Genomic DNA, 20681 nt, shown 5'->3' with positions numbered 1-20681 from the left:
ACCCGGTACGCCCGAATCGACCCGGTACGCCCGGGGCCGGTCGCTCAGCGGGGCGGCCGCGCGTGTACCTGGCGGAATCGGGTGTACCTGGTCAGAAGAATCGACCAGGTACGCCCGAAAAGACCAGGTACGCCCGAAAGCTGCCAGCCGCACGCGCGGCGACCGCCTGGAGGCCCGGCGCCAGTCCGGCGGACCGGCGCCGGGCCTCCAGGTCGTCGCGTCCACGACCACGCGCACCTTACGCAATCGGGCGTACCTGGTCGGAAGAACCGACCCGGTACGCCCGGAACGACCAGGTACGCCCGGCGGGCGCTACGCGCGGTTGCGGCGCCGACCCTCGATCACCGGGGTCGTCGTCGTCTGCACCTTCGACCCGGAGTAGATGTGGTCGATGTCCGCGGCGAAGTCCTTGAGGATCACCGACCGCTTGATCGTGAGCTTCGGCGTGAGGTGCCCGGAGGCCTCGGTCAGGTCCGTGTCGAGGATCGTGAACGACCGGACCGACTCGGCGCGGGAGACCCGGCCGTTGGCGGCGTCGATGGCCTCCTGGACGGCGGAGAGCACGCGCTCGTCGTAGGCGGCCTCGTGCCCGCTCAGCGCCGGGGTGATGCCGCGGGACTCGCACCAGCCGGGGAGCATCTCGCGGTCGAGCGTCACGAGTGCTGCGACGAACGGCTTGCCCTCGCCGACGACCACGACCTGGCCGATGAGCGGGTGCTCGCGGATGCCGTCCTCGAGCGGTGCCGGCGCGACGTTCTTCCCGCTCGCGGTGACGATGAGCTCCTTGGCGCGTCCGGTGACCGTGAGGACCCCGTCGGCGTCGATCCGGCCGAGGTCGCCGGTGCGGAACCAGCCGTCGGCGAATGCGTGCTCGGTCGCCTCGTCGTTCCGCCAGTACCGGTCGAAGACGTCGACGCCGCGGATCAGGATCTCGCCGTCGTCGGCGATCCGGACCTCAATGCCGGGCAGCGCCCGCCCGACCGTCCCGATGCGGAGTTCCCGGGCACGGTTGACGGTGGCGGGAGCGGTGGTCTCGGTCAGGCCGTAGCCCTCGAGGATGAGCACCCCGATCGATCGGAAGAAGTGCGACAGCCGCGGGGAGAGGGGTGCCGAACCGCTGACGGCGTACTCGACGCGGCCGCCGAGGGCGTCGCGGAGCTTGGCGTACACGAGCCGGTCGAACAGCTTGAACTTCAGCCCGAGCAGGAACGGCACCCTGCCGGCTGCGAGGGCCTCGGAGTGGGCGACCGCGGTGTCGGCCGCCGCGCGGAAGATCCTGCCCTTGCCGCCGAGGTCGGCCTTCTGCTCGGCGGAGTTGTAGATCTTCTCGAACACCCGGGGGACTGCGAGCAGGAACGTCGGCTTGAAGGTCGACACCGCCCGCATCAGGTCCTTGGTGTCCGGCTCGTGGCCGACGAGGACGCCGGCGGACACCGACATCGCGGCGATGAACCGGGCGAAGACGTGGGCGAGCGGGATGAACAGCAGGGTCGAGGCGCCGTCGGCGACGACCTCGGGCATGGCTTCGCTCGCGCCCTCCACCGTGGCGGTGAAGTTGTCGTGCCGCAGGACGCAGCCCTTCGGTCGACCGGTGCTGCCCGAGGTGTAGATGATCGTGGCGTCGTCGTGGCCGTGCACGTTCGCGGTCCGGGCGTCGAGTTCGTCGTCGGTGACGTCCTCGCCGAGCCGGGTCAGGTCGTCGAGGCCGCCGCCGTCGATCGTCCAGTGCTGGCCCAGGGACGGCAGGTCGGGTGCGATGGAGGCGACGCGGCGCGCGTGTTCCTCTTGCTCCACGATGATCGCGACCGACTCGGAGTCGGACAGGATCCAGCGCACCTGGTCGGGGGAGCTCGTCTCGTACACGGGCACGGACACCAGGCCGGCTGTCCACACGGCGAAGTCGACCAGGGTCCACTCCAGACGGGTGCGGGACAGGATCGCGACGTGCGCGCCCGGTTCGAGCCCGGCGGCGACGAAGCCCTTCGCGATGCCGCGCACCCGGGCGAGCGTCTCCGCCGCGGTGAAGGTGGTCCAGGTGTCGCCGTGGCGCTGGGCCAGGATCGGACGGTCGGGCGTCAGCCGGACGCGGTCGCCGAGGAGCCGCGCTGCCGAGCCGTGGTCCGGGGCGACGGGACCGGCGCTGGGCGGTGTGGCGTGCCTCCCGGCCGACGGCGTGGTCCCGGTGGCGGCGCTGCCAACGGTGGACGTGTCGGTGGAGGCGCTGCTGCGTGCAGGACGCTGATCGTTCACGGTGACTCCCTTGTCTGCCGGTTCGACTCGAGTGCGCCTCAACACCGAGGCGACACCGCCAGCATAGGACGCGTCACCGGGCGTTCCGTGACTTCGCGGCGAACCGGTAGGCTCGTTGCTCGTGCACGCCATCGGAATCGACATCGGGGGCACCAAGATCGCGGGTGCGGTCGTGACGGAACTGGGCGAGATCGTCGCCGAGGACCGCGTGGCCACCAACGCTGCGGACCCGAACGCCATGCTCGACGACGTCGTCTCGATGGTCGAGCGACTCAGCTCGCTCCACCAGGTCGGCGCCGTGGGTGTCGCTGCCCCCGGGTTCATCGACGCCTCGCAGTCGATCGTCTACTACACGCCGAACATCCGGTGGCGGAACGAACCGCTCCGGCAGAAGCTGCAGCAGCGCCTCGGCGACCTCCACATCACGGTGGACAACGACGCGAACGCCGCCGGCTGGGCCGAGTTCCGGTTCGGCGCCGGTCGACTCGTGTCCGACATGACCATGCTCACCATCGGCACGGGCGTCGGCGGCGCCATCGTGACCGAGGACCGCCTGTTCCGCGGGGGCTTCGGCACCGGCGGCGAGATCGGCCACCTGCGCATCGTCCCGAACGGGCTGCCCTGCGGCTGCGGCGCCCGCGGCTGCATCGAGCAGTACGGCTCGGGCCGCGCCCTGCAGCGCATGGCGAACGACGTCGCCGACGCCGGTGGCATCGGTTCGGCCCTGGCCGACGCCCGCGCCGACAACGGCGGCCAGCTCGACGGCAAGATCGTCGGCGACCTGATCCTGGCCGACGACCCGGGTGCCCTCGCGGCCCTCCGTCGGCTCGGTCGACACCTCGGCGAGGCGTGCGCGTCGCTGTCCGCGGTGCTCGACCCGCAGCTCTTCGTGTTCGGCGGCGGCGTCGCCAGCGCGGGGGACCGGCTGCTCGACCCGATCAAGCAGGCGTACCTCAACAACCTGCCGGCCCGCGGGTACCACCCCGAGCCGGACTTCGTGATCGCCGAACTCGTCAACGACGCCGGCGTCGTCGGTGCCGCCGACCTCGCCCGCATCCACGCCCGCACGGCGTAGGGTCGGCGCGCACACGCGCACACGCGCACACGCACACACGAACGACCGCCCACCCCGGGCCGTGCACCACCCGGACCTTCTCACCACCTGGAGTCGTCGATGACCTACTGGCTGCTGAAGAACTTCGTGCTCGGCCCGCTCATCCTCACCCTGTTCCGGCCGTGGGTCGTCGGGCGTGAGCACGTCCCGACCTCGGGCCCGGTCATCTTCGCCTCGAACCACATCTCGTTCATCGACTCGGTGATCCTGCCGGCGGTGCTCGACCGTCGACTCTCGTTCCTGGCGAAGAGCGACTACTTCACCGGCCGTGGCCTGAAGGGCTGGGCGACGAAGACGTTCTTCAACGCCATCGGCCAGCTGCCGATCGACCGCTCCGGCGGCAAGGCGTCCGAGGCATCGCTCCGCACCGGCCTGCAGGTCCTGGCGCGCGGTGAGCAGCTCGGCATCTACCCCGAGGGCACCCGCAGCCCCGACGGCAAGCTCTACCGCGGCCGCACCGGCATCGCTCGGATGATCCTCGAGGGGCGCGTGCTCGTCGTCCCCGTGGCCATGGTCGGCACGCGCGAGGTGCAGCAGATCGGGCAGCGGTTCCCGAAGATCAAGCGCGTCGGGGTCGTGTTCGGCAAGCCGCTCGACTTCTCGCGGTTCCAGGGGTTCGAGACCGACCGCTTCATCCTGCGCAGCGTCACGGACGAGGTCATGCACGAGCTCGCCGGCCTGAGCCGTCAGGAGTACGTGGACGTCTACGCGACCAGCGTGAAGGAGCGGGCGAGCTCCGCGCGCGAGGCCGTCATGCGGGAACGGAAGTCGACGCCTGCACGTTAGGCTCTGATGGTCCCGGCACCCCGCCAGGACGCCCATCGACGACGCGCGGCCCGGTGCCGGTCAGCGTCGTCGGGCCGCCCGCACAGAACACCGAGGTAACGCCCTTGCCCGAGTCGACCGACTTCGTCGCCCTGCAGGATCCGGACGTCATCGAGGGGCTCGACTATTGGCGGACGCTCCCGATCAAGCAGCAGCCGACCTGGCCGGACGCCGCCGCGGCCGAGGCCGCCTCGGCCGAGATCGCCACGCTCCCGCCGCTCGTGTTCGCGGGCGAGGTCGACAAGCTGCGTGAGCGGCTCGCCGCCGCCGCCCAGGGCAAGGCGTTCCTGCTGCAGGGCGGTGACTGCGCCGAGACCTTCGCCGGTGCCACCGCCGACTCCATCCGCGACCGGGTCAAGACGATCCTGCAGATGGCCGTCGTGCTGACCTACGGTGCCTCGATGCCCGTGATCAAGATGGGGCGCATGGCCGGGCAGTTCGCCAAGCCCCGCTCGAGCGACTTCGAGACCCGCGGCGACGTCACGCTGCCCGCCTACCGCGGCGACATCGTGAACGGCTACGACTTCACGCCGGAGAGCCGGACGGCCGACCCGCGCCGCCTGGTGCAGGGGTACCACACCGCTGCTTCCACGCTGAACCTCGTCCGGGCCTTCACCCAGGGGGGCTTCGCCGACCTGCGCCAGGTGCACTCCTGGAACAAGGGCTTCGCCTCGAACCCCGCGAACGCCCGCTACGAGCACCTCGCCAAGGAGATCGACCGCGCGATCCGCTTCATGGACGCCTGCGGTGCCGACTTCGAGGCGCTCAAGCACGTCGAGTTCTACGCCTCGCACGAGGGGCTGCTGATGGACTACGAGCGCCCGATGACCCGCATCGACTCGCGCTCCGGCCTGGCGTACGACACGTCCGGGCACTTCATCTGGATCGGTGAGCGTACGCGCGACATCGACGGCGCCCACGTGGACTTCCTGTCGCGGGTGCGCAACCCGATCGGTGTGAAGCTCGGCCCGACGACGAGCGTCGACGACATGAAGGCGCTCGTCGACAAGCTCGACCCCAACCGTGAGCCGGGTCGCCTGACCTTCATCACGCGGATGGGCGCCGGCAAGATCCGCGACGAGCTGCCCAAGCTGCTCGAGGCGATCAAGGGCATGGACGCCAACCCGCTGTGGGTCACCGACCCGATGCACGGCAACGGCCTGACCACGCCGACGGGCTACAAGACCCGCCGGTTCGACGACGTCGTGGACGAGGTCCTCGGCTTCTTCGAGGCGCACCGCCAGGTCGGGACGTACCCGGGGGGCATGCACGTCGAGCTCACCGGTGACGACGTCACCGAGTGCCTCGGCGGCTCGGAGCACATCGACGAGGCCACCCTCGCCACCCGCTACGAGTCGCTGTGCGACCCGCGCCTCAACCACATGCAGTCCCTCGAGCTCGCCTTCCTGGTGGCCGAGGAACTCGGCGCGCACCAGCCCGACCGCTCGTAACGCAGGAACCGTTTCGTCAGAGCGACAGAACCCCGCGGCATGTTCGCGGGGTTCTGTCGCTTTCGCGTGTCGGACGGGAGGCCCGTGACGGCGCCGCCACGGGCCTCCCGTCCGTCCTGGGGTCGCGTCCAGGGCCGAGGGTGCGGTGTCCGCACCTACTGGTCGTAGGACAGGGTGATCGTGTCGCCGCGGTAGACGGTGGCGCCGGCGCCCGGGTCGGTGCCGGTGACGGGCAGCTTCGACTTCCAGTCGTAGAAGCCGCAGAGGATGTTCGTGCAGTCGGGCACGGACACCTTGAGGCCGAGGTCCTCGAGGGTCTTCGTCGCCTCGTTGATCGTGGGCCGCTCCGCTCCGAGGTCCGGCACGGTGATCGGCGTCGGCCCCTTCGACACGACGACGTCCACCGGCGACCCGCGTACGGCGGGGGAGTCCTGCACGGCGGCGGAGACGATCTGGCCGGAGGGCACGCTGTCGCTGTACTCCTCGGTGCGGGCGCCGAGGATCAGGCCGACCTCGTCGAGTGCGGCGGAGGCCTCGTCGACCGTCTTGCCGACCACGTCGGGAACCGGCCCGAGCGAGACGGTCAGGGTGACCGGCCCGGTCTCGCCGTAGGCCTGCACCGTCGTGAGGTCGAGGGCCTTGCCGCCGGACGCCCGACCGGTCGCCGCGACCACGGTGTCCTTCGGGGCATCGGCGGAGAACTCGTACCGGTCGTCCTGCAGCTCGAAGTCGTCGTCGAGCGCGGCCGTCACGGTGGAGAGCGGCTGGCCGACGATCGCCGGCAGCGGGATCATCCGGGGGCCGTTCGACACGACGATCTGCACCGCCGTGCCCTTCTGCACCTCGCGCTCCGCGGCCGGCTTCGTCGTGGAGACCTGCCCCTTCGCGACGACGGCGTCGAACCGTGTCCCGGTCTTCGACGCCGCCTGCAGGCCCTGTGCTTCGAGCAGCTGCCGGGCCTGCGAGACCGACTTGCCCGTGACTTCCGGGATCCGCACGTTGCCACCCGGCCCCGGGCCGAAGTACCAGCCGAAGCCGGCTCCGATCAGCGCGAGCACGACGACCACGGACAGCAGGATCCAGCCGCGCTTCCGACGCTTCGCCGACTGGTCGGCGAGCCGCTGTCCGGCGGGGGAGAGCACGCCCGGCTGGGCCCCGGTGCGACGGGGGCCCGGGGCGTTGCCACGCGCACGGGCGGGCGCTCGACCGCGGTCGCCGGTGTCCCGGTCGCCGGACCGGTCGATGATGGCGGTCTCGTCCGCACCTGCGACTCCTGCAGCCCCGACCGAGGCGGCGGCCGCTGCGGCGCCGAGCGTGCCGGCACCACCGGAGGGCAGGATCGCGGTCCCGTTCTCGGGGCGGAGCACGGCCGTGCGGTACTGGCCGGTCGCACGCTGCTGGTTGCCCGACATGTGGTCGAGCATCTCGCGGGCGTCGCGGGGGCGGTCCTCGGGGTCGCGAGCGGTCGACCAGGCGACCAGCTCGTCGAGCTCCGGCGGCACCCCGGACACGGCGGCACTCGGTGCCGGCACGGAGTCGTTGGCGTGCTGGTATGCGATCTGCATCGGCTGCTCGCCCTTGTAGGGCTGCTCGCCGGTGAGCATCTCGTAGAGCATGATGCCGAGCGCGTAGATGTCGCTGCGCGAGTCGGCGGCGCCGCGGGTCACGAGCTCGGGGGACAGGTAGGCGATGGTGCCGAGCAGTGCCGCGCCGGTCGCCGTGTTCGCGGTCGTGGCCCGGGCCAGGCCGAAGTCGCCGAGCTTGATGCGGCCGTCGTCGGCGAGCAGGACGTTCTCGGGCTTCAGGTCGCGGTGCACGATCCCGGCGCGGTGGGCCGAGGCGAGGCCGGCCAGCACGGCGCGCAGGACGTCCGTCGCCTGCTCGGGCGTCAGGGCGTGGTGCTCCTGCAGCAGGTCCCGCAGCGTGATGCCGGGGATGTACTCCATGACGATGTAGGCGATCTCGCCCTCGGCGCCCTGGTCGTAGACGCCCACCAGGTTCGGGTGCGACAGCCGGGCGGCCGAACGGGCCTCCTGGATGAAGCGCTCACGGAACGCCTGGTCGTCGGCCAGGTGCCCGTGCATGATCTTGATCGCGACGCGTCGCTCGAGGCGCACGTCGGTCGCGAGGTAGACGGTCGCCATGCCCCCGCGCGCGATGCGGGAGCGGACGCGGTACCGCTGATCGATCATGCGACCGATCATCGGGTCCGTGGCGGCGTTGGTGGTCATCGGCGGCATTCTACGAATCGAGACCGCACTCGGACGCACCGGCGCACCGGCCGTGACCCAATCTCGATCTTCCGGATGAGGCTCAGAGGGTCGCCAGCCAGCCCTCGGCGGCGCTCGCCCACGTGGCGTAGGCCTTCGGGTAGGCGGAGAGCTGCACGGCCTGGGCCGCGTCGGTGATGCTCATCGAGGACCAGCCGGGCACGTCGAGCAGCCCGCGGGTCTTGCCGGCGTTCGGGTTGTTCCGCCCGCCGAAGAACAGCGCGGTGGCGTGCGCCGGGTCCTGCAGCTTCGCCGCGCTGCCCCAGCCCTGGCTCGGCCGCTGCTGGAACAGGCCGACCGAGTCGCGGTCGCCGTGCGGCAGGTTCCGGAGGCTCGACTCCTGCATCGCGGCGGCGAGGGCCACGACGATGCCGCGGTCCGGGACGCCGAGCGATCGACCGACGGCGACGATGGTGGCCGCGTTCTGGCGCTGCTCGGCGCCCAGGCCGACGGCACCGCTCACCGCGGCGCTGGCAGCGACCGCGGGCGCGGCGGTGGCGTTCGAGGACGGGATGACGAGCGTCTTGCCGGCGTAGATCGTGCTCGTGTACGACAGGCCGTTCGCCGACAGGAGCGACTTGACCGAGACGTGGTGCGCGGCGGCGATCGAGGCCACGGTGTCACCGGCGCTGATCTGCACGCTCGACTTGGTCGACGGGGCCGAGGCGGTCGACACCGACGGTGTCGACGACGAACCGTGCGGCACCCGCAGCGTCTGCCCGGGGTAGATGACGCTGCGCTGCGACAGCTGGTTCGCGCTGAGGAGCGCCGTGGTCGACACGCCGACGCGGGACGCGATGGCGGAGACGGTGTCGCCCTGCTTCACGTGGTAGCTCGAGGTGTCCGAGCCGGAGCCGCCGGTCGACCCGGAGGTCCGCACCGCCGCGGTGGTGACGGCGGGGGTCGATGCCAGGTGGAGGGTCTGCCCGGGGTGGATGATCGTGTTCCAGCCGAGGCCGTTGCGCACGAGGATCTCCTGCGCCGACAGGCCGAAGCGGGCGGCGATGCCCGAGACCGTGTCGCCGTGGTGGACGGTGTATGTGGTGGGGGCCTTCGTGGTCGCGGCGACGGTCCGCACGACGGTCTGCGACGGCCGGGCAACGGCGGTGCCGAACACCGGGCGGTCGGTCACGGCGCGGTCCTGGTCGACGTGGCGCTTGTGGTTCGCGTCGGCGTCGTCGTGCCGGGGCTCGGCGTGCGCGACCGGGCCGGTGAGGCCTGCGGTCACGGCGATGGTGCCCGCGAGGACGATGGGCATGGTGGCGAACCGGGCGGATCGTGCGCGCCGGGCGACTTCGTCTGCAGCGTGGTCCACGGGTTTCTCCTGATCTCGACTGAGCCGTGCGCACGCATGCGCGCACTCACAGGTGCCACAACGCTGGCATGGCCTGATTCTCAAGTCAACCAGAGAGTCAGATGGGGTGGATGTGACGAATGTGACGAACGAGGCGGATTCACTCCGGCGGTCACTCTGGCACCATGGGCGTGTGAGTGCCGCACCCGTCGACGACCTGTCCCTCTCCGAACGCTGGCTGACCGTCCCCGAGCTGGTGGACATGTTCAGCACCAGCCCCGGACGGATCCACCGACTCTTCGAGCAGAAGACCCTGCTCGCAGCCCGCGTCAGCGGTGTGCTGCGCGTGCCCGTCGAGTTCCTCGAGGACGGCGAGCCCATGCCCGAACTCCGCGGCACGCTGATCGTGCTCGGTGACAACGGCTTCACCGACGACGAGGCCGTGCGCTGGATGCTCACCGTCGACGACGCGATGGGCACCACGCCGATCGCGGCGCTGCGCGCCGGTCGCAAGGCCGAGGTGCGTCGCATCGCCCAGTCGCTGCTCTAGACGCGTTCCGGACAGACAGGAGGCCCGGTGCCAGCTGGCACCGGGCCTCCCGTCTGTCCTGCGGGGTGCGTCTAGGACGACCGGCGGCTGACCGTGTCGGCCAGCGACGCGAGCTGCTCGCGTGCCGACGGTGTCAGCGGCGAGGCGTCCAGTGCCGCCTTGGCGCGCTGGACGTGCCGCTCGATCGACCGCTCCACAGCGGCGACGGCACCGGACTCGGTGAGGGTCGCACGGAGCATCTGCACCTGCTCCTCGTCGAGGTCGGGGTCGCCGAGGAGCTCGTCCAGGAGCTGCCGCGGGCCGCTCGCCAGCGTCTTGCGCGCCGAGGCGATGAGGACGGTGCGCTTGCCCTCGCGCAGGTCGTCGCCGGCCGGCTTGCCGGTGACCTCGGGGTCACCGAAGACCCCGAGCATGTCGTCGCGGAGCTGGTACGCCACGCCGAGGGGGAGTCCGAAGGCGCGGAGGCCCTCGAGCTGGGAGTCGCTCGCGCCGGCGACCAGGGCGCCGATGACCAGCGGGGCCTCGATCGAGTACTTCGCCGACTTGAAGACGATGACGCGCTGGGCGCGGAGCAGGTGCTCGGACTCGTCGATGACGGGCCAGGCGGTCTCCTCGTGCACGTCGAGGTACTGCCCCGCCGTGACGTCGAGGCGCATCGCGTGGAACTCCTGGCGGACGATGCGGGCCCGCACCGGGTCGAGGAGCGCGAGGCCCTCGTCGAAGACCGAGTCGCTCAGCGAGAGCAGCAGGTCGCCGAGGAGCAGCGCGGAGTTGGTGCCGTACTGCCCGCGGTCGCCGACGAAGCCGGACTCCTCGTGCAGGGACTCGAAGCGGCGGTGCGCGGCCGGACGCCCACGACGGGTGTCCGAGCGGTCCATGATGTCGTCGTGCACCAGAGCTGCGGCGTGGAAGACCTCGAGCGCTGCGGCGACCGTGACGACGGCCTCGGCGGTGGTCTGCCGGGACCCTTCGGCCAGCGGGTCGAACGAGCCCGAACGGCCCGCCACCGACTGCCATCCCCAGTAGCAGAACAGCGCCCGGAAGCGCTTGCCGCCGGACAACAGGTCTCGGGCGTACCGGTCGAACGGCGCGAGGTCGGGGCTGATCGCGAGGAGCCGTTCACGCTGCTCGTCGAGTGCCCGGTCGATACGCGCCGATACGAGGTCCACTAATCGCGTACTCTCAGCCACGATCCCTACCCTAGTGGAGTGGTCGAGGCATAGAATCGGTCCACTCAACCCGCGTTTTTCAACCCCGCGTCGATCCCAGGAACAGAGGGAACCAAGATGCCGCTCTCGGAACAGGAGCAGCGCCTTCTCGAAGAGATGGAGCGCAGCCTCTACCAGAACGATTCCGATTTCGTGGCGCGTGTCACACGTCGACAGGGTCGTCCGACGTACACAGCCATCACGCTCGGTGTCCTCGGCGCACTCGCCGGGGTCGCCATCGTCATCGTCGGCCTCGTGATCAAGGCACCGCTGCTCGGCATCCTCGGCTTCGTCGTGATGCTCGCCGGTGTCCTGTTCGCACTGCGCCCGGGCATGCGTGCCCCGAAGGCGAAGCCCGCTCGGCCGGGCAAGCCCGCGTCCGGTGGGTCGGCGCGTCCGTCCGCCGGTGGTGGCGGGTCCTTCATGGACCGGATGAACGAGCGCTGGGACAAGCGCAACGACCAGAGTCAGTAGCTGACGGGGGTCGCCAGGACTCCCTCCACACTCCTCCACGGGGTCGGCCTTCGGGTCGGCCCCGTTTCGTGTTCCCGGTGGCCTGTGGGTCGGGCGGGCCGGGGTCGTGCCGGCGCGAGTGGTCACGACATGCCGCGTGCTGGCCGCCGAGGTCGCACGAACTGTCGGCTGGGGCCCGCGCGAGCGACAGTTCTATACCACTCGGCGTCGCGGCGGAGGTACGTCGTGACCACGCGCTGACCGGCGGCCGGGCGTGGTGGAGCCGCCCGTGCGCCCGCGTGAGCGCCGCGGCCGAGGTGGGACGGGCCTCCAGGCCGGGGTGGCCGGGGTGGATCGCCGCGGGTGCGTGCGCGAGTGGTCACGACGTGCCGCGCGGTGGATGCCGAGGTCGCACGAACTGTCGGCAGGGGGCTGCGCGAGCGACAGTTCGTGACCACTCGGCGTCGCGGCGGAGGTACGTCGTGACCGTGCGCTGACCGGCGGCCGGGCGTGGTGGAGCCGACCGTGCGCCCGCGTGAGCGCCGCGGCCGAGGTGGGACGGGCCTCCAGGCCGGGGAGGCCGGGGAGGCCGGGGTGGACCGCCGCGGGTGCGTGCGCGAGTGGTCACGACATGCCGCGTGCTGGCCGCCGAGGTCGCACGAACTGTCGGATGGGGGCTGCGCGAGCGACGGTTCGCGCCCACTCGGCGTCGTGGGCCCGCGGCGCGCCCCGGGGCGCGCCACCGGCTGCGAAAGTCCTCCACTTTCCTCCACGCCTGCTCCGGCCCTCGCGAACCGCATGGATCCGGGCATCCGCGGTCATCCCTGTGGGGTGCATTCCGGCTTCGATGCCCCCAGTAGGGGTGTCGCGGGCGGAAAAGGGAGCGGATTCCTGGTCGAGGGGAGGGGAGTGGAGTAAAGTGGGGCTCGCAACGGTCCGGTGGAGCGGAGGGGAGGCCCGACGTGCTGCTCGGTACTCATGCCCCGAAGCTCGACGAGAAGGGTCGCGTGATCCTCCCCGCCAAGTTCCGGGACGAACTGTCCGGCGGGCTCGTGATGACCCGCGGCCAGGAACGCTGCGTCGTGGTCTTCAGCGCCCGGACGTTCGATGAACTCCACGAGCGCATCCGGACCGCCCCGATGACGTCGAAGCGCACCAGGGACTACATGCGTCTGTTCCTCTCGGGGGCCAGCGCCGAACAGCCCGACAAGCAGAACCGCGTGACGATCCCGCAGAACCTCCGCGAGTACGCGGGGCTCGAGCGGGACCTCACGGTCATCGGCAGCGGTGACCGTGCCGAGATCTGGTCCACCCCCGCGTGGGAGGCCTACTACGCCGAAGCCGAAGAGGCATTCGCCGACAACGACGAGGAGGTGATCCCGGGGATCTTCTGATCCGCGGATCGGGACTCCCAGCCGTGAAGCCCTGACGCCACTTCCCCGGTGTCAGGTCGCATGGATGGGGATCCGGACCCACGGCCCAGGAGACGAGGGGCTGCACATGGCCGACAACGACAACGAGACGCCACGCTTCCCGCACACGCCGGTGATGCTCCAGCGCATCGTCGACCTCTTCACGCCGACGCTCGAGGGCCCGGGCAAGGTCGTCGTCGACGCCACGCTCGGCATGGGCGGCCACTCCGAGGGCCTGCTCGAGCGGTTCCCGGAGCTCACGCTCATCGGACTCGACCGCGACACCGACGCACTCGGCATCGCGGGGGAGCGCCTGGCCCGTTTCGGCGACCGTGTCCGCCTCGTGCACACCGTGTACGACGGCATCGTCGACGCGATCGAGGGCGAGGGCTTCACGAAGGTCGACGGCGTGCTGTTCGACCTCGGCGTGAGCTCACTGCAGCTCGACCGGGCCGAGCGCGGGTTCGCGTACAGCCAGGACGCCCCGCTCGACATGCGCATGGACCGGACCGAGGGGCAGACCGCCGCCGACGTCCTGGCCACCTACGACGAGGGCGAACTCCGCCGCATCTTCCAGCGCTACGGCGAGGAGAAGCTCGCCGGCCGCTACGCCCGAGCGATCGTCGAGCGGCGGGCGACGAAGCCGTTCGAGATGTCCGGCGACCTGGTCCAGGTGCTCCACGACGCGACCCCGGTCGCCATCCAGCGTCAGGGGCACCCGGCCAAGCGCGTCTTCCAGGCACTCCGCATCGAGGTCAACGCCGAACTGAGCGTGCTCGAGCGGGCGATCCCGGCGGCGCTGGACGCCATCGCGGTCGGCGGCCGGATCGTCGTCGAGTCGTACCAGTCCCTCGAGGACCGCATCGTCAAGCGGGCCCTGGTGGAGCGCACGAAGTCGAGCGCCCCCGCCGGCCTGCCGGTGGAGCTGCCCGAGCACGCCCCCACCTTCTCCCTGATCGTCAAGGGCGCCGAGCTGGCCGACGAGGCCGAACGCGCCGCAAACCCCCGAGCAACCCCCGTGCGCCTGCGCGCGGCCGAGCGGATCCGGAACTGACATGAGCACGAACCTCGCACTCGTCGACCCTGCGGTCGTCCCGTCGCGGGCCCCGCGCCCCGACCGTCAGCACCGCCCCGAGCTGGTCGAGGTCACCCCGACCGCGGCCCAGCGCCGGGCACGCCCCCGCATCGGGTACGCCGTGGTGGCCGTCGCCGCGCTCGGGATCCTGCTGCTGGCCCAGCTCGGCATCAGCATGGTGCTCAGCCAGGGCGCCTACACGCTCAACTCGCTGTCGGCCGAGCAGACGAACCTGTCCCGCACGCAGCAGTCGCTGTCCGAGCAGCTCCGGGTCCTCGACTCGCCGCAGAACCTGGCCCGCAACGCGCAGTCGCTCGGCATGATCGCCAACTCGACGCCCGTGTACCTCGACCCGAAGACCGGTCGGGTGTACGGCACGCCGACGCCGGCGAAGCCCGACGAGGCCACGGCGTCCACCGAGAACCAGGTGCCGAACTCGCTGCTGAACGACGTCCCGCTGGCCACGAAGCCGGGGGACACCTCCACCAGCAAGGAGACGGGCACGACGAGCACGACGGACACGTCGGGCACGTCGAGCACGAAGGAGTCGTCGGGCACCACGGGCACAACGGGATCGACCGACAGCACCGCCACGTCTGAGAAGACGAGCGGCGCCAGCGCGTCGGACCAGGGGACGGCGAAGTCGTCCGTAGAGTCCGACGCGAACCCGCTCCAGGCGCCCTCCACCCGGTGACCGGCGGGTCCGCCGCACCCTCAGCACCGCCCGGGAAGGACCACACCGCGTGACGAAGACGATCCGCAACCGACGCCTGCGCTACAGCATCGTGATGCTCGCCGTGATCGCCCTCGTCGGGGTGTTCGTGGTGCGGCTCGTCGACATCCAGGTCGTCCAGGCGTCCGAGCTGAACAAGGCGTCGGCCCAGAAGCGCAGCATCCCCGTGACGATCTACGGCACCCGGGGGTCGATCGTGGACCGCAACGGCACCGAACTCGCCGACAGCGTCACCCGGTACAACATCACGACCTCGCCGCGTCTGGTCAAGCAGTTCAAGGGCAAGCTCGGCGGCACCCGCATCAAGGACGTCAGCGTCGGCACCGCCCTCAGCGCGCTGGCGAAGGCCTCCGGGGGCGACGTCGCGACCATGCGGAAGAACGTCGCCGCGAACCCGAAGTCGGACTTCGCCTACCTGGTCAAGGGCCTCGACGTGCAGCACTACGAGGCCGTGCGGGCACTCGGCATCCCCTGGCTGTACCCGGAGCCGCAGGCGGCGCGGGTGTACCCGACGGGTGCGACCACGGGCAACCTGACCGGCTTCATGGGCACCGACGGTGCCCAGGCCGGCCTGGAGTACTCCTACAACCAGTGCCTCGCGGGCACCAACGGGTCCGAGACCTACGAGCGCGGCGAGGACGGCGTGCAGCTCCCGGGCAGCACCGTCACCACGAAGAAGGCCAAGGACGGCGGCACGCTCGAGACCACGATCGACAGCGACCTGCAGTACATGGCGCAGCAGACCATCGCGTCCGCCGCCAAGACCCTGCAGGCGGAGTCCGCGACGGCGACGGTCACGAGCGTCAAGACGGGCGAGTTGCTCGCGGTCGCCGACTACCCGACGGTGGACCCGAACGACGTCGACGCCACGACCGACAAGGGCGCCTTCGGTTCCCGTGCGCTGACGGCGTCGTACGAGCCGGGCTCCACGATCAAGGCCGCCATCGCCGCGGCACTGCTCGACCAGGGCAAGTCGAACCCCACCGACCAGGCGGTCGTGCCCTACTCGCGCACGTTCCCCTGGGGCGGCACGATCCACGACTCGGAGTTCCACCCCACCGAGAACCTCACGCTCACCGGCATCCTGCAGAACTCGTCGAACGTCGGCATCACCGAGCTCGGCGCACGGCTGACCGCCCAGCAGCGCTTCGACTACATGAAGAAGTTCGGGCTGTTCGAGCCGGAGACGGCCATCGACTACCCGGGCCAGCCCTCGATGGACTACGGCACGAGCCCGAACTGGGACCAGCAGACGAACATCAACTCGATGTTCGGTCAGGGCATCTCGACGACGGCCGTGCAGGTCGCGAGCGTGTTCCAGACGATCGCGAACGACGGTGTCCGGATCCCGCTGCACTTCGTCAAGGGCTGCACCACGGCCGACGGCAAGACGATCGACGCGCCCGACGTGCAGAAGCAGCGGGTCGTCTCCGCAGCCGCCGCCACGCAGGTCACCGGCATGCTGCAGAGCGTCGTCACGGGTGGCACGCTGGTGGGCATGAAGCCGATCTCCGGCTACAACATCGCCGCGAAGACGGGGACCGCCGAGGTGGCCGAGGGGTCGCAGGGCTACGGCGGTCAGCGCATCACGTCGGTGGCCGGAATGGCACCCGCCGAAGACCCCCAGTATGTTGTCACGGTGACGTTCACGAAGCCGCAGACCAACAAGTGGTCCAGCGGAGCGGCTCCGGCGTTCCGCACACTCATGTCCCAGGTGCTCGAGAAGTACCGAGTAGCCCCCTCCGCGTCCGAGGCGAAGCTCTACCCGTCCACGTGGTGAGGAAGAAGGAACACTTGTCCGCACGGATCCCCCCGGTCCTCCGACCCGAACACCCGACCCCGAGGGCCGTCTCCGAACTCGCCAACGCGTTCGGTCTGCGAGTCGTCGGCTCGGTCGACAGCATCGAGACCACCGGTGTCACCCTGAGCGCCACCGAGGTGCAGCCGGGTGACCTGTTCGTCGGCGTGCACGGTGCGAACCGGCACGGCGCACAGTTCGCGACGGAGGCCGCCGAGCGCGGCGCCGTCGCCGTCCTGACCGACCAGGACGGCGTCGCACTGGTCGAGCCGTCCGGGCTGCCGGTGCTCGTCGTCGACGACCCCCGCGCCGCCCTCGGCGACGTCGCGGCGTGGGTCTACCGCACGCACCCCGACGAGGCCACCGACCTGCCGCAGCTGTTCGCCGTCACCGGCACGAACGGCAAGACGAGCACGTCCTACATCCTCGAGGGCATCCTCAAGCAGCTCGGCCTGGTCACCGGCCTGAGCTCGACCGCCGAGCGCCACATCGGTTCGCTCAGCGTGACGAGCCGCCTGACCACGCCCGAGGCCAGCGAGATGCACGCGCTCCTCGCCCGCATGCGCGAGAGCGAGGTCCGCGCGGTCGCCGTCGAGGTCAGCGCCCAGGCCCTCAGCCGGCACCGCGTCGACGGCATCGTCTTCGACGTCGCGGCCTTCACGAACCTGTCGCACGACCACCTCGACGACTACGCCGACATGGAGGAGTACTACCAGGCGAAGCTCCCGCTGTTCCAGCCCGAGCACGCCCGCCGCGGCGTCGTCTCGCTGGACACCGACTGGGGCCACCGCGTGGTGCAGGACTCCCGCATCCCGGTCACCACGATCACCGTGCACCCCGACGTCGAGGCTGAGTGGCACGTCGACATCGTCGAGGCGCACGCCGCCTACACCGAGTTCCGTCTGACCGGCCCCGAGGGCCGCGAACTGACCACCCGTGTGCCGCTGATCGGATGGCACATGGCGGCGAACGCGGCACTCGCGATCGTCATGCTCGTCGAGGGCGGCTTCGAGCTGGGTGCCATCGCGCACGCGCTGGAGAGCAACCACCGCCGCTACCCCGACGAGGACGACGCGAGCGAGCGTGACGGCGAGACCCACCGCGTCTCCGCCATCGAGTGCTACCTGCCCGGCCGCACCGAGCGTGTCTCCGGCGAGCACGGCCCGAGCGTCTACGTCGACTTCGGCCACAGCGCCGACGCCTTCGAGAACACCCTCGCCGCGGTCCGGCAGTTCACCTCCGGCAAGGTCCTCATGCTGTTCGGCGCCGACGGCGACCGCGACACCACGAAGCGCGGCGACATGGCCCGCGTGGCCGCGGCCGGCAGCGACATCCTCGTCGTCACCGACCACCACCCCCGCTTCGAGGACGCCGCGTCGATCCGGAAGACCCTGGTCGACGCCGCACGTGCGGCGTACCCCGACCACGAGATCCACGAGGTCAGCCCGCCCGAGGCCGCCATCCGCACGGCCGTGAGCCTGGTCGGCGAGGGAGACTCGATCCTCTGGGCCGGCCCGGGTCACCAGGACTACCGCGACATCCAGGGCGTCCGCACGCCGTACTCCGCCCGCGACGAGGCCCGCGTGGCCCTGCGCGAGGCCGGCTGGGAGCCGAACTCCGGTCCGGCGGAGGACGTCCGATGATCGCCATGACCCTCGCCGAGATCGCCACCGCGGTCGGCGGCGAGCTGATCGGTGGCGCGCAGGCGACCGACGTCGCCGAGCCCGGCGACCTGGTCGTCGAGGGCTCGGTCGAGACCGACTCGCGCCTGGTCCGCCCCGGCAGCGTCTTCTTCGCCCTGCCCGGTGAGGTCACCGACGGTCGACGCTTCGTGCCCGCAGCGGTCGACGCCGGTGCCGCCCTGGTGATCACACCCGAGCGCGTGGACACCACCGCGCCGCAGATCGTCGTCGCCGACGGGTACGCAGCCCTCGCCGCGCTCGCGCACGAGGTCGTCACGCGCGTCCGGATGAGCACCGCGGACCGCGTCGACGCCGACGGTCGCCCGGCACCCCTGCGGGTCGTCGGCATCACCGGCTCGAACGGCAAGACGAGCACGAAGAACATGCTCCGCACGATCCTCGAGCAGCACGGCGCGACCGTCGCGCCCGAGGGCTCGTTCAACAACCACGTCGGCGCACCGATCTCGATGCTCCGAGTGACGTACGACACCCGGTACCTGGTGGTCGAGATGGGCGCGAGCGGCGTCGGTCACATCGCCAAGCTCGTCTCGATCACCGAGCCCGACCTCGGCGTCGTCCTCAAGGTGGGCCTCGCGCACGCCGGCGAGTTCGGCGGCATCGAGGCGACGCAGCGCGCGAAGTCCGAGATGGTCACCGACCTGCCCGAGACCGCCACGGCGCTGCTCAACGTCGACGACGACCGCGTCGCGTCGATGCGCGACCTGACGGCCGCGCGGGTGGTGGGCTTCGGCACGTCGGCCGAGGCCGACTACCGCATCACCGGCATCGAGACGGACCGCAGCGGCACCCGCTTCACCCTCACCGCGCCTCCCCGCCGCCCCGAAGGCGACCGTCCGACGGACGCGACCCTGTCTGGAGGCCCGGATCACGTCGACGTGCGCCTCGCGATCCTGGGTGAGCACCACGCCATGAACGCGTCCGCCGCGCTCACCGTGGCCCACCTGTGGGGCGTCCCGCTCGCCGACGGCGCCGCGGCGCTCGCGTCGATGACGCGCGCCGAGCGCTGGCGCATGGAGCTGCTCCAGGGCGGCCCCGAGGGCGTCACCGTCATCAACGACGCGTACAACGCGTCGCCCGACTCCACCGCGGCGGCGCTGCGGACCCTGGCGCAGATCGTGCGCCCGGGGGAGCGGACCGTCGCCGTGCTCGGTGAGATGGCCGAGCTCGGTGAGTACTCCGTCGAGGAGCACGACCGCATCGGTCGGCTCGTCGTCCGCCTCGGTATCGGACAGCTCGTGGTCGTCGGCCGCGGCGCGATGCCCGTCCACCAGGCCGCCACCCTCGAGGGATCGTGGGACGGCGAGTCCGTGTACATCGAGGACGTCGACGACGCCGTCCGTGCCATGCAGGAGATGCTCCGCCCCGGCGACGTCGTCCTCGTCAAGTCCTCGAAGTCTGCCGAACTGCGATTCCTCGGCGACCGCCTCGGAGGTGTCACCGAATGATCGCGCTCCTCATCGCCGGCGCCACGTCGCTGGTGTTCACGTTGCTGCTCACCCCGTCCTTCATCAAGCTCTTCCACCGTCTCGGGTGGGGGCAGTTCATCCGTGACGACGGTCCGCAGTCCCACCACACCAAGCGCGGGACCGCCACCATGGGTGGCATCGTGCTGATCATCGGTGCGGTGATCGGCTACTTCGTCGGCCACCTGATCGGAGGCGACTCGATCACGCTGTCCGGGCTGCTCGTGCTGTTCCTGATGGTCGGGCTCGGGTTCGTCGGCTTCATCGACGACTTCCTCAAGGTGCGCCGTCAGCGGAGCCTCGGGCTCGGCGGCTGGGCCAAGATCCTCGGCCAGGTCATCGTCGGCGTCATCTTCGCGACGATCGCCCTGGTCGTGCCCACGTCGAACGGCAAGCCGCCGGCGTCCACGATGATCTCGGCGATCCGCGACGTGCCGTGGCTCGACTTCATGGCGCTCGGCACCGTCATCGGCACCGTGCTGTTCCTCGCCTGGATCGTCCTGCTGACGGTGTCCACGTCGAACGGCGTGAACGTGGCCGACGGGCTCGACGGCCTGGCCACCGGGTCGAGCATCCTGGCGATCGGCTCGTACGTCATCATCGGCTTCTGGCAGTCGAACCAGATCTGCGGCGGGGCACGGCTCGACTCGAACACCGCACACGCCTGCTACACCGTCTCGAACCCGCTCGACCTCGCCGTGGTCGCGGCCGCGGTCTGCGGTGGGCTCATCGGGTTCCTCTGGTACAACACCTCGCCGGCGCAGATCTTCCTCGGTGACACCGGGTCGCTCGGCCTCGGCGGTGCCCTGGCCGGCCTCGCGATCCTCAGCCGCACCGAGCTGCTGCTCATCCTCATCGGTGGCCTGTTCTTCATCGTCACCGGCTCCGTCATCCTGCAGCGGGCCTACTTCAAGATCACCCACGGCAAGCGCATCTTCCTGATGAGTCCGCTGCACCACCACTTCGAACTGAAGGGGTGGGCCGAGGTGACCGTCGTCGTCCGCTTCTGGATCATCGCCGGGCTCTTCGTCGCGGCGGGGGTCGGACTCTTCTACCTCGAATGGATCGCACGCGTTGGTTGA

16 protein-coding genes are annotated in these 20681 nt (G+C 70.8%); 12 read left to right on the top strand and 4 right to left on the bottom strand.

Annotation, left to right across the window (positions count from 1 at the left end; translation table 11 throughout):
- Nucleotides 1-312 precede the first annotated feature (312 nt).
- On the bottom strand, nucleotides 313-2250 hold the full coding sequence (locus DEI98_RS13300) for a long-chain fatty acid--CoA ligase (RefSeq protein ID WP_111100996.1): 1938 nt from the start codon (nucleotides 2248-2250) through the stop codon (nucleotides 313-315).
- Nucleotides 2251-2371: 121 nt separating this feature from the next.
- On the opposite strand from DEI98_RS13300, the gene DEI98_RS13295 reads away from it, so the two are divergent.
- The 3 genes from DEI98_RS13295 to DEI98_RS13285 all read left to right on the top strand — a co-directional run bounded on the left by DEI98_RS13295 (nucleotide 2372) and on the right by DEI98_RS13285 (nucleotide 5640).
- Entirely contained in the window at nucleotides 2372-3325 is a 954-nt protein-coding gene (locus tag DEI98_RS13295) for an ROK family glucokinase (RefSeq protein WP_017886608.1), read from the top strand.
- Between the two features lie 99 nt (nucleotides 3326-3424).
- On the top strand, nucleotides 3425-4150 hold the full coding sequence (locus tag DEI98_RS13290; RefSeq protein ID WP_071405408.1) for a 1-acyl-sn-glycerol-3-phosphate acyltransferase: 726 nt from the start codon (nucleotides 3425-3427) through the stop codon (nucleotides 4148-4150).
- A 104-nt stretch (nucleotides 4151-4254) separates the two neighbouring features.
- Nucleotides 4255-5640: a class II 3-deoxy-7-phosphoheptulonate synthase gene (locus DEI98_RS13285; RefSeq protein ID WP_110864693.1), complete on the top strand. Its 1386-nt coding sequence runs from the start codon at nucleotides 4255-4257 to the stop codon at nucleotides 5638-5640.
- A gap of 155 nt (nucleotides 5641-5795) precedes the next feature.
- On the opposite strand, the gene pknB is transcribed toward DEI98_RS13285, so the two are convergent.
- A complete protein-coding gene (pknB, locus tag DEI98_RS13280) occupies nucleotides 5796-7871 on the bottom strand; it encodes a Stk1 family PASTA domain-containing Ser/Thr kinase (RefSeq protein WP_111101004.1) in 2076 nt (691 codons plus the stop codon).
- An 82-nt stretch (nucleotides 7872-7953) separates the two neighbouring features.
- Nucleotides 7954-9225, bottom strand: coding sequence for a LysM peptidoglycan-binding domain-containing protein (locus DEI98_RS13275; protein ID WP_258370863.1), 1272 nt, complete (start codon nucleotides 9223-9225; stop codon nucleotides 7954-7956).
- Nucleotides 9226-9397: 172 nt separating this feature from the next.
- Here DEI98_RS13275 and DEI98_RS13270 point away from each other — a divergent pair, with 172 nt between their 5' ends.
- On the top strand, nucleotides 9398-9754 hold the full coding sequence (locus DEI98_RS13270) for an Rv2175c family DNA-binding protein (protein WP_181438042.1): 357 nt from the start codon (nucleotides 9398-9400) through the stop codon (nucleotides 9752-9754).
- Between the two features lie 71 nt (nucleotides 9755-9825).
- On the opposite strand, the gene DEI98_RS13265 is transcribed toward DEI98_RS13270, so the two are convergent.
- The gene (locus tag DEI98_RS13265; protein ID WP_071405410.1) at nucleotides 9826-10944 is read right to left on the bottom strand and encodes a polyprenyl synthetase family protein; all 1119 of its coding nucleotides are present in this window, start codon (nucleotides 10942-10944) and stop codon (nucleotides 9826-9828) included.
- A gap of 96 nt (nucleotides 10945-11040) precedes the next feature.
- Here DEI98_RS13265 and DEI98_RS13260 point away from each other — a divergent pair, with 96 nt between their 5' ends.
- The 8 genes from DEI98_RS13260 to mraY all read left to right on the top strand — a co-directional run bounded on the left by DEI98_RS13260 (nucleotide 11041) and on the right by mraY (nucleotide 20681).
- On the top strand, nucleotides 11041-11436 hold the full coding sequence (locus DEI98_RS13260; protein WP_110864614.1) for a DUF3040 domain-containing protein: 396 nt from the start codon (nucleotides 11041-11043) through the stop codon (nucleotides 11434-11436).
- Between the two features lie 941 nt (nucleotides 11437-12377).
- Nucleotides 12378-12809 carry a division/cell wall cluster transcriptional repressor MraZ gene (gene mraZ, locus DEI98_RS13255; RefSeq protein WP_111100995.1) on the top strand — a complete coding sequence of 144 codons (432 nt, stop codon included), beginning with the start codon at nucleotides 12378-12380 and terminating at the stop codon, nucleotides 12807-12809.
- A 106-nt stretch (nucleotides 12810-12915) separates the two neighbouring features.
- Nucleotides 12916-13881: a 16S rRNA (cytosine(1402)-N(4))-methyltransferase RsmH gene (gene rsmH, locus DEI98_RS13250; protein WP_071405412.1), complete on the top strand. Its 966-nt coding sequence runs from the start codon at nucleotides 12916-12918 to the stop codon at nucleotides 13879-13881.
- A gap of 1 nt (nucleotide 13882) precedes the next feature.
- On the top strand, nucleotides 13883-14596 hold the full coding sequence (locus tag DEI98_RS13245) for a hypothetical protein (protein ID WP_071405413.1): 714 nt from the start codon (nucleotides 13883-13885) through the stop codon (nucleotides 14594-14596).
- 49 nt (nucleotides 14597-14645) lie between these two features.
- Entirely contained in the window at nucleotides 14646-16415 is a 1770-nt protein-coding gene (locus DEI98_RS13240) for a penicillin-binding protein 2 (protein ID WP_111100994.1), read from the top strand.
- 14 nt (nucleotides 16416-16429) lie between these two features.
- Nucleotides 16430-18076, top strand: a complete 1647-nt coding sequence (locus DEI98_RS13235; protein ID WP_071405414.1) for a Mur ligase family protein — start codon at nucleotides 16430-16432, stop codon at nucleotides 18074-18076.
- Nucleotides 18073-19581 carry a UDP-N-acetylmuramoyl-tripeptide--D-alanyl-D-alanine ligase gene (gene murF / locus DEI98_RS13230; protein ID WP_111100993.1) on the top strand — a complete coding sequence of 503 codons (1509 nt, stop codon included), beginning with the start codon at nucleotides 18073-18075 and terminating at the stop codon, nucleotides 19579-19581. Before DEI98_RS13235 ends, murF begins: the two co-directional genes overlap by 4 nt.
- Entirely contained in the window at nucleotides 19578-20681 is a 1104-nt protein-coding gene (mraY, locus tag DEI98_RS13225) for a phospho-N-acetylmuramoyl-pentapeptide-transferase (RefSeq protein ID WP_071405416.1), read from the top strand. The genes murF and mraY overlap by 4 nt, the downstream gene beginning before the upstream one ends.

It is taken from the genome of Curtobacterium sp. MCLR17_034 (genome assembly GCF_003234485.1).
Lineage (GTDB): Bacteria > Actinomycetota > Actinomycetes > Actinomycetales > Microbacteriaceae > Curtobacterium > Curtobacterium flaccumfaciens.
The sequence above is the reverse complement of the archived record's forward strand: the minus strand, read 5'-3'. Positions and strand labels throughout refer to the sequence as shown.

Bases quoted from the DNA above. Each gene is read 5' to 3' on its own strand.
- DEI98_RS13290 (WP_071405408.1), top strand. From the start codon at position 3,425: ATGACCTACTGGCTGCTGAAGAACTTCGTGCTCGGCCCGCTCATCCTC.
- pknB (WP_111101004.1), bottom strand. From the start codon at position 7,871: ATGACCACCAACGCCGCCACGGACCCGATGATCGGTCGCATGATCGAT.
- DEI98_RS13260 (WP_110864614.1), top strand. From the start codon at position 11,041: ATGCCGCTCTCGGAACAGGAGCAGCGCCTTCTCGAAGAGATGGAGCGC.
- rsmH (WP_071405412.1), top strand. From the start codon at position 12,916: ATGGCCGACAACGACAACGAGACGCCACGCTTCCCGCACACGCCGGTG.
- DEI98_RS13245 (WP_071405413.1), top strand. From the start codon at position 13,883: ATGAGCACGAACCTCGCACTCGTCGACCCTGCGGTCGTCCCGTCGCGG.
- murF (WP_111100993.1), top strand. From the start codon at position 18,073: ATGATCGCCATGACCCTCGCCGAGATCGCCACCGCGGTCGGCGGCGAG.
- mraY (WP_071405416.1), top strand. From the start codon at position 19,578: ATGATCGCGCTCCTCATCGCCGGCGCCACGTCGCTGGTGTTCACGTTG.